The organism is Dyadobacter crusticola DSM 16708 (assembly GCF_000701505.1).
Taxonomy (GTDB): Bacteria; Bacteroidota; Bacteroidia; order Cytophagales; family Spirosomataceae; genus Dyadobacter; species Dyadobacter crusticola.
On record NZ_JNJB01000024.1, the window covers coordinates 26,429 to 34,666 of the forward strand.

Here is an 8,238-nt window from a genome sequence, read left to right on the forward strand (position 1 = left end):
AATCGCAGTATGTCAATCAAAACATAACGAAGCCGCTCCAAGTAATCCTGCATCGTTGGCAAGTGTAGCGCGTTTGATGCTGATTGTTTTTAGATAGTAAGGAGTTAACCAGTACTGAAAGCGTTCGTTAATTGCCGGCAAAATAAATTCAAACGAAGCAGAAATGCCACCGCCAATCAAAATAGTAGTAATATCCAGTATACGGACCATTGAAACGAGGCCTTCTCCCAGCAAATAACCCATTTCGTAGAATACCTGCTTGGCAAGCTCGTCACCACCGGAAGCAGCGGCTACCAAGCCAGTCGTAGAGATAGTACCATCAGAAGGAAGCTGCGTTGTGCCGGTATATGCTGCGCGCATGGAATTAGCCAGGTCAAGCAGTTCTTTTTTACCGATGTTTCTTTCCAATACCTTGCCGTTTTTCGAGGGTATGTGGCCAGGTTCCATTGCATTACCGCCGCCACCTTTGAAAACTTTCTTATCTATAATCGCCGCTCCGCCGATTCCTGTTCCCAGGGTTACGAAAATGTAATCTTCCGGTAGTTTATCTTCTCCAAAATAATACTCTCCCAAAGCAGCTGCATTGGCGTCATTTTCAAGGTAGAAGTCGTGCATTGGAAAACGTGCTTTCAGATCGGGCACGATTGCGATACCATCTATCTCGGGAATTGCAGTAATTTCAATCAATGTAGTCCGGTCGCGGGTAGTCAACCCCGGAACTCCGATTCCCACTCGTTTTACCTCGGGATATTCGACTAGCTGCAATGCGATTGCATCACCCAAACGATCTATAAAATGTCCTGAGCTGCGCCAGCTGGCGGTATCATGGCTGTAAAAATTTGAAATTCTCCCATCCGTAGCGTCAACGATTCCCATTTTTACGTTAGTACCGCCCACGTCTATACCGAGGTATTGTTCCATGAAAAAAGTTAAAGGTTTAATAAATAATTTTAAAAATGCGGCAATTTACTAAAATTGCGCTTTGTACACTAATCAATCCAGGTCTCCTAACTGCGGCCGGATCAATATTTCTTCTACGACAGTCCGCCCGGAAAGCGAGTAAGTTGACCAGATAGCTTCTGCAACGTCTTTAGGATCAATAAATCGCTCTTCCGGCAAATCAGTGCCTTTCCAGCTATCGGTCAATGTAGCTCCGGGAATTACCGCAGTTACTCTTACATTGTGGGGCTTCATTTCTTCCCTGAGCACCTTGGTCATTCCGTAAAGTGCGAACTTGGATATGCAGTAAGAACCTCCGTTTGGGTATGCAATGATGCTGGCCGTAGAGCAAAGCGTAAAAATGTGCCCTTTCCTGGCCGCAGTCATTTCCGGAAGCAATCCTCTTGTGAGGTGATATGCGCTGTACAGGTTTGTCTCAATCGTTTTTTCCAAAACCCCTTCTTCTTCATTATGTACCTGCCCGGGGATAAATACTCCGGTATTGTTGATTAGTACCTCTGCAAAACGGTTTTGAGATTTGATAAAATCGATAAATGCATTCACCTGAGATCGCTCGGACAAGTCAGCCTGAAAGACAGCGACCTCTCTTGCGGGATAAGTTTCGTTGAATTGGCGTTTGAGTTGCAGCAGGTCGTCGTTGTTCCTGGCGCAGGTGACTACATCAAACCCGCCTTGCAGAAATCGCTCAATTACCGCCCGACCAATTCCCTTTGTACCGCCGGTAACTACCGCTAATGGATTCATTTTTATAAATGCTTCTTTTTTGCCTAATTTTCCCGAAAATATTGAATACTATTAAGATTATGTCTGTAATCGGGAAATACTTTATTTTTTTGGGAGCGTTGTTCGGAAAGGGGGAGAAGCTCTCGGTTTACTGGCGGAGGCTGATGGAGGAATGTGTCGGGATCGGGGTAAGTTCGATATTTATCGTCGCGATTGTTTCTACATTCATAGGCGCAGTTTCGTGCATTCAGACAGCCTATAACCTGGTAAGCCCGATCATTCCGATTTCAACTGTTGCATTGATTGTGCGGGATATGGAAATCCTCGAACTCGCGCCTACCATTACCTGCATCGTGCTCGCCGGCAAAGTAGGCTCCAATATCGCTTCTGAACTCGGTACCATGCGCATTACTGAGCAGGTAGACGCGCTGGAAGTAATGGGGATCAATTCTGCCTCTTACCTTGTTCTTCCCAAAGTAGTGGCTGCAATGATCACTTTTCCGATGCTTGTTATTTTTTCTGCATTCCTCGGGATTTTGGGAGGTTATCTGGCAGGTACTCTAACGGGCGTTATCACGGAAAGGGACTATTTGTACGGAATCAGAGATTCATTTGTGCCTTATAACATCTTCTTTATGTGCGTAAAACCCTTCGTATTCGGGTTTTTGATCGCGACGATCTCTTCATTTAAGGGATACTATACCGAGGGCGGCGCATTGGAAGTAGGCAAGTCGAGTACCGGGGCAGTTACCAACAGTTGTATTTCCATTCTGGTAGCCGATTATCTGCTCGCACAGTTGCTGTTGTAACGTTAAAGGCGCCATCATTTTACCATGCGATGATTGAGATCAGTAATATTTTCAAAGCTTTCAACGGGAAACAGGTTTTAAAAGGTATTTCCGCGAATTTTAAAAAAGGGGAAACCAACCTGATCATCGGCGGAAGCGGAACCGGTAAAAGTGTTTTGCTCAAATGCATGATCGGCCTTGTTAAGCCCGACCAGGGCAATGTTATATACGACGGCCGGGACTTTTATAACAGCGATAAGGAAATGCAGCAGTCCATTCGCCGTGAAATGGGTGTGCTTTTTCAGGGTGGCGCTCTGTTCGATTCGAAGACGGTTGAGGAAAATGTACGTTTTCCATTGGATATGCTCACAGATCAGTCTGCACAAGAAAAGCAGGAGCGCGTTGCATTCTGTCTTCAAAGGGTTGGCCTGGAAGCGGCGGCGAAAAGAATGCCTTCCGAGATCAGCGGCGGGATGAAAAAGCGCGTGGGAATTGCCCGCGCTATTGTAATGAACCCCATGTACCTCTTTTGCGATGAGCCTAACTCCGGGCTTGATCCGCTCACTTCGGTAAAGATTGACGAGCTGATCAAAGAGATCACCGAAGAATATCAGATCACCACTATCATCATCACACACGATATGAATTCGGTAATGGAAATCGGCCAGAATATCATGTTCCTGTACCAGGGAGACAAACTGTGGGAAGGTGTCAATTCAGATATTACCAAAACCACTGTTCCCGAACTGAAAGAGTTTCTTTTCTCCAATAAGCTGCTGCGCGAAATGCAGCCTTAACTAATCTGCCTCATCTCCGGAATGCAGGAAGATTTTTTCTTTCCAGCATAAAAACAACAGCAGCAAACAGCGCAAACAGGATAATGTGCAGCGTGGCGGAAAGCCAGAGCTCCGGTATTTTTACAAGGGAAGAAAGAAAGATCAAAGCGCCTCCACCTGCCAGATAGCCCAAAGCGGACTTTACGTCGTAAGGTACGGGATAAAATTTCTGCCCGTAATAATAACACAAGACAAGCATTACCAGTCCCGACAATGCAAATGCCACTGCGAATCCCAGATAGCCGATTTGCGGAACCAGCAGGAAGCTGGTGATTATAGTAATGCCAGCTCCGGTAAGTGTGAACCAGGTTCCGTATTGCGTCTGATCTGTTAGCTTAAACCAAGTCGCGATATTATAGTAAATACCCAGGAACAGATATCCTGCGAGCAGCCAGGGCACCACAGGCAGGCCTTCATGGTAAATTTTCTGTTTGAGAAATATCTCGGCAAACAAGTCGAGGTTCAATGAGATCCCGACCCACATCAATGCGCAGATGATGATAAAGTATTTGGTCACCTTGGCGAATATCGGCGGCGCATTCTTGTCTTCCCCTTTCGTGAAGAAGAATGGTTCGGCGGCGTATTTGAAAGCCTGTATAGCCAGGTTCATGAAGATCGAAAGCTTGTAGCATTGCACATAGATACCAATTGCCGTTTTGGTGCTGCGACCAGGATAAAAGCCTTCGGGAAGTAAAAACTGAATGAATGTACGGTCAAAAAGCATGTTGATCACCCCGCCCGCATTCATGATCAGAATTGGAAAAGCATATACCCAGACAGGTTGAAAAAGGGTTTTGTCAAAAACAAAGCGAAATCCGGCAAACTCTTTCCGCAGTGACACAAAGAAGAGCAGATTGGCAATGAGGTTGGCAAGAACAATGTAATCCGGCGCATGAACGGGATTATAAAACAGGTCGACTGCGGGTTTCAGGAGCGACAGATATTTCCCCTGGTAAATGTCCCGGCAAACAATCAGGAAAAATAGGTTTAGCAGGATGGTAATGACAATGTTTACGAGGCGCACCGTCACGAACTTTTTCCCTTTTCCTTCCAGCCTCAGCCTCGCGAATGGAATCGAAATAATCGCATCCGTCGCCATAATTGCCGCAAACATCCTGACGATGTTAGCACTTTCAGGATAGCGGATCGCCTCGGCCACCTGGGGTGCAAAAACGAAGATCAGCCCGGAAAAAACCAGGCTGACCAGCATAACTGCACTTAAAATAAGATTATAGTAGGTTCTTCGATCTGCCTCCTGCCGCGCAAAGCGGAAGAAGGCTGTTTCCATTCCAAAAGTATAAATAACCATTGTCAGGCCTGCGTAAGCATACAATTGGCCCTGGGCCGCAATCTGCTCGGGTTTAAACAGCCCGGTATGGAGGGGAACCAGCAGGTAGTTCAGGAAACGGCCCAGCATAGTGCTGATCCCGTACATGGCGGTTTCCCCCGCTAACTTCTTTAAAACACCCATATTTTGTTGCCTGGCAATACTTGCAAAGCTTATTCAGAAAGTATCAGTATAATCATATATGAACAAGCAAATATAGGTGATGGTTGTTTAAGATTGCACGCGCAGAAATGCAGGCTAGTTTCTGATATCTGTGATAATATGTTCAATAATGCGTTCAATGCGTTTCCAGCCGTCGTCTGATTGCAGGTCCACATCGCCCATTTTCTGTCGGTAGTCTGTAGAAATGGTCAGGAAATAAATACCTGCTGACAAAAACGAAACTAGCGCGCTGGTATCATTAAAATTGGGAAGCTCGCCGATTTTGCTCAGGATCTTGTGTGCTGTCTGGTTTCTTGCATCAGAGAGCATTGATTTGCCCGTACCGATTTCCCACCTTAAAAGATCGCGGGTAGCCTTTCTTTCACGAAGGTCTTTCATGAACGTCTGCATCAGACTGTTCAATGCTTCTGCACGTTCCTCAGGGCTCAAGGTTGGAATGTTATCAATGTAGTCGGTACTGCTTGTGGAGGTATATTCGCCTGATCTTACATACTGCTCCATGAGCCCGTCTACGCTTTCGAAATACCGGTAAATAAGAACTTTATTGACGCCGGCAGTACGAGCAATGAGGTTAACACCGACTTTCTCGGTTCCATGCTGCTCAATTACATCGCCAACTGCCTTGAGTATCTTACTCTTGGTACGCTCTCGGTCTCGCTTTTTGATTTTCTCAATTTTCATATGGGTGCTGTTTAGGTTAAAACATATAAATGTAATATTTCATCTGGAAATTTTATAGTATCCAAAAGTAGCAAGTCACCAATACAATGAATTGGTATATAAAAGTGGCCAAAATTGAGTGAATTGTGCCTTTTTAGCGCTCAGTGAAGGATTTGAATAATGTAATTTGTACACATTCTTAAAAAGGCCCGGCTAAATTTCAGCAAGAATGCGGGATGTGAAAGGTGTTTGTATAAACCAAAAAAAGAGCTCAGGAAACTGAGCTCTTTAAGTTACTGTTGGCCGACAAGGACTCGAACCCTGAATAAGACAACCAAAATGTCCTGTGTTACCATTACACCATCGGCCAAAACCGTAAACAGTGGTGCAAAAGTAATGTGACGAGTTTAAGTTGTCAAGCTTTTTGCACAAAAAAATTTAAATACTTTGCAGCAGGGCAGTAGGAGAAATCTTTTTAACCAAACCCTGCAACACTTTTCCGGGGCCGCATTCGATAAACATTTCTGCTCCGTCAGCAGCCATTTGCTCCACAGATTGCGTCCATCTTACGGGTGCTGTGAGCTGGGAAATCAGGTTTTCCTTGATCACAGTTACCTCAGTTGCAGGCCTGGCATTTACGTTTTGATAGATAGGGCATACAGGCGGCTCAAATTGCGCAGCGTGAATTGCCTCTGCCAATTCTTCGCGCGCCGGCTCCATTAATGGCGAGTGAAATGCGCCGCCCACAGGAAGGATCAATGCGCGTTTTGCACCCGCCGCTTTTAACAGTTCGCAAGCTTTTTCAACACCTTCCAATGAACCGGAGATAACTACCTGTCCGGGACAGTTGTAATTAGCCGGCACCACGATCTCGTCTGTTATTCCTGCACATACTTCTTCGATCACCTGATCGGGCAGGCCGAGAATGGCTGCCATTGTAGACGGGCGGATCTCGCACGCTTTCTGCATGGCAGAGGCGCGTTTTGAAACAAGGAGCAGGCCTTCTTCGTAAGACAATACCCCAGCTGCAACCAATGCTGAAAACTCGCCAAGCGAGTGACCAGCGACCATGTTAGGGTTAAAGTCAGTGCTGATTTTTGCCAGAATAACGGAGTGAATAAAAATGGCGGGCTGGGTCACCGCAGTCTGTTTCAGGTCTTCGTCCGAGCCTTCGAACATCACTTTGGTAATATCGAAGCCGAGTACTTCATTGGCTTTTTCAAACAATGCTTTGGCCGAATCCGAAGATTGGTAAAGGTCAAATCCCATTCCCTTGAATTGAGATCCTTGTCCGGGGAAAATATATGCGGTTTTCATAGTTCCTGAGTTATAAGTTGTTCACAATAAATAAAAAGCCCGCGCATCATGCGCGGGCTACAAAGGAAATACTTGATCTCGAAAGAAAAAAGACAGATAAAATCGTGCCTTACCTCATAAGCTGCACCCAACCTTTAAGTATGGTAGGCTGGCTTTGTCTTTTTGTGGATTCGAAGCGGACCCTTGCTTCATAGTAGTACTGGCCTGCTGCGAGGTCTTTTCCGGCATTGGTTTTCCCGTTCCAGTTGATGTTCACGTCGTTGGTGGAGAACACCTTGGCGCCCCACCTGTTGAATACGGTAAATTCCATCGACTGCACAAAAGCAGGGCATTCGTAAGGCTGGAATACATCATTTTTCAAGTCCCCGTTTGGTGTAAACACATTAGGCAGCACATACATCGGGCAGTTGTCCTTGCAAACAGTGTTACTCGGCGCACTTTCCGCACCAAACCTGTTGACAGCCGTCACATAGTAGCAGCCTGCAAACGAGGTAAGGCCGGTATGGGCATACTGGGTTGCCAGTGGCGCGGGCGGGATCGTCACTGTTGTGATCAAAGCGGGTGTTTCATCTTCATAGCGGGCATAGTAGACCCTGTAAGCAGTCACTGCCGCATCGCATTCTTTACCGTCGGCCTGCTGTGGATAGGTCCACGAGAGCTGGTTTGTAAAGGTAGGCGTGTCACAGAATGCGTCCGGGTGCGCATTGAGCGAATCACAGTTAAGCGGGTCCAGGGACAGCACAGGCGGACAAGGCTTGGTAGTGTCCGATGAAGACACACAAAGTATCTGCGAGAAGTTATAAAGCACGGCAGGCCTGATCTGGCTGTTGTTGTAAGAGCCGACCGTCTCTACCTTGTAACAGTAAGTGGAATCATCGTTAATGGTCACATTGGCCGTACCGTCGGCAGCATACCTGTCTACGCCATCATCAAGGAAAGTAAACGACTGGCTTCCTCTTACCGGCCATTCGGCAATGCGGTTGAAGGTACCCGGCCTGGATTTGTCTTCGCGGTAAATCCTGTGCACACGGTTTGCATTGTCCCAGGGCACCAGCGCCGACCAGTTGATGCGGATCTTGCCCGGCTCGGCAGCGCCCTGTTCGAGGCGGACACTGCTGGCGGTTTCGGTCTGGTCAAACTTGACGAGCTGTCCGCCCTGTGTGGTCCAGTATTCGAGCCTGTAGTTGTAAGGGTTGACCAAAGTGTTCAGCCCGCGGTCTACAAAGATGGTATCGGCAGCGCCCGGAGTCAGGTTGGTGTTGATGGTGGTGACCAAAGTGAAGGCAGTGCCGCTCTGTCCCACGGCGCGGTAAAGGCGGTACTGTGCAGGCAGCCCTGATGCCGCAGCTGGTTTGGTCCATTTGACAGTGATCACGCCCCTTGTCTCACTGGTAGAGTCAACAGTGACATTGGTGATAACCGGCATGAGCAAAGGCAGTTTAAG

The 8,238-nt window shown here is 47.0% G+C and carries 8 protein-coding genes and 1 tRNA gene; 2 read left to right on the top strand and 7 right to left on the bottom strand.

Annotated features, from left to right (window positions below; genetic code table 11):
* Positions 1 to 12 precede the first annotated feature (12 nt).
* A complete protein-coding gene (locus Q369_RS0121100) occupies positions 13 to 921 on the bottom strand; it encodes an ROK family protein (protein WP_031529741.1) in 909 nt (302 codons plus the stop codon).
* A gap of 72 nt (positions 922 to 993) precedes the next feature.
* Positions 994 to 1,704: an SDR family oxidoreductase gene (locus tag Q369_RS0121105; RefSeq protein ID WP_031529742.1), complete on the bottom strand. Its 711-nt coding sequence runs from the start codon at positions 1,702 to 1,704 to the stop codon at positions 994 to 996.
* Between the two features lie 59 nt (positions 1,705 to 1,763).
* On the opposite strand from Q369_RS0121105, the gene Q369_RS0121110 reads away from it, so the two are divergent.
* Both Q369_RS0121110 and Q369_RS0121115 read left to right on the top strand, forming a co-directional pair.
* A complete protein-coding gene (locus tag Q369_RS0121110; protein ID WP_031529743.1) occupies positions 1,764 to 2,492 on the top strand; it encodes an MlaE family ABC transporter permease in 729 nt (242 codons plus the stop codon).
* 29 nt (positions 2,493 to 2,521) lie between these two features.
* Positions 2,522 to 3,268, top strand: a complete 747-nt coding sequence (locus tag Q369_RS0121115) for an ABC transporter ATP-binding protein (protein ID WP_031529744.1) — start codon at positions 2,522 to 2,524, stop codon at positions 3,266 to 3,268.
* A 10-nt stretch (positions 3,269 to 3,278) separates the two neighbouring features.
* On the opposite strand, the gene Q369_RS0121120 is transcribed toward Q369_RS0121115, so the two are convergent.
* The 5 genes from Q369_RS0121120 to Q369_RS0121140 all read right to left on the bottom strand — a co-directional run.
* Positions 3,279 to 4,778, bottom strand: a complete 1,500-nt coding sequence (locus Q369_RS0121120) for a lipopolysaccharide biosynthesis protein (RefSeq protein WP_031529745.1) — start codon at positions 4,776 to 4,778, stop codon at positions 3,279 to 3,281.
* A 114-nt stretch (positions 4,779 to 4,892) separates the two neighbouring features.
* On the bottom strand, positions 4,893 to 5,498 hold the full coding sequence (locus tag Q369_RS0121125; RefSeq protein WP_031529746.1) for a TetR/AcrR family transcriptional regulator: 606 nt from the start codon (positions 5,496 to 5,498) through the stop codon (positions 4,893 to 4,895).
* 278 nt (positions 5,499 to 5,776) lie between these two features.
* Positions 5,777 to 5,847 (bottom strand) — tRNA-Gln (locus Q369_RS0121130).
* A 68-nt stretch (positions 5,848 to 5,915) separates the two neighbouring features.
* Positions 5,916 to 6,794: an ACP S-malonyltransferase gene (fabD, locus tag Q369_RS0121135; RefSeq protein WP_031529747.1), complete on the bottom strand. Its 879-nt coding sequence runs from the start codon at positions 6,792 to 6,794 to the stop codon at positions 5,916 to 5,918.
* Between the two features lie 109 nt (positions 6,795 to 6,903).
* Positions 6,904 to 8,238: T9SS C-terminal target domain-containing protein (locus tag Q369_RS0121140; RefSeq protein WP_031529748.1), on the bottom strand; the 1,335-nt coding region annotated here is incomplete at its 5' end.

Coding starts and splice junctions, on each gene's coding strand:
- Q369_RS0121100 (WP_031529741.1), bottom strand. CDS start 921: ATGGAACAATACCTCGGTATAGACGTGGGCGGTACTAACGTAAAAATG.
- Q369_RS0121105 (WP_031529742.1), bottom strand. CDS start 1,704: ATGAATCCATTAGCGGTAGTTACCGGCGGTACAAAGGGAATTGGTCGG.
- Q369_RS0121110 (WP_031529743.1), top strand. CDS start 1,764: ATGTCTGTAATCGGGAAATACTTTATTTTTTTGGGAGCGTTGTTCGGA.
- Q369_RS0121115 (WP_031529744.1), top strand. CDS start 2,522: ATGATTGAGATCAGTAATATTTTCAAAGCTTTCAACGGGAAACAGGTT.
- Q369_RS0121120 (WP_031529745.1), bottom strand. CDS start 4,778: ATGGGTGTTTTAAAGAAGTTAGCGGGGGAAACCGCCATGTACGGGATC.
- Q369_RS0121125 (WP_031529746.1), bottom strand. CDS start 5,498: ATGAAAATTGAGAAAATCAAAAAGCGAGACCGAGAGCGTACCAAGAGT.
- fabD (WP_031529747.1), bottom strand. CDS start 6,794: ATGAAAACCGCATATATTTTCCCCGGACAAGGATCTCAATTCAAGGGA.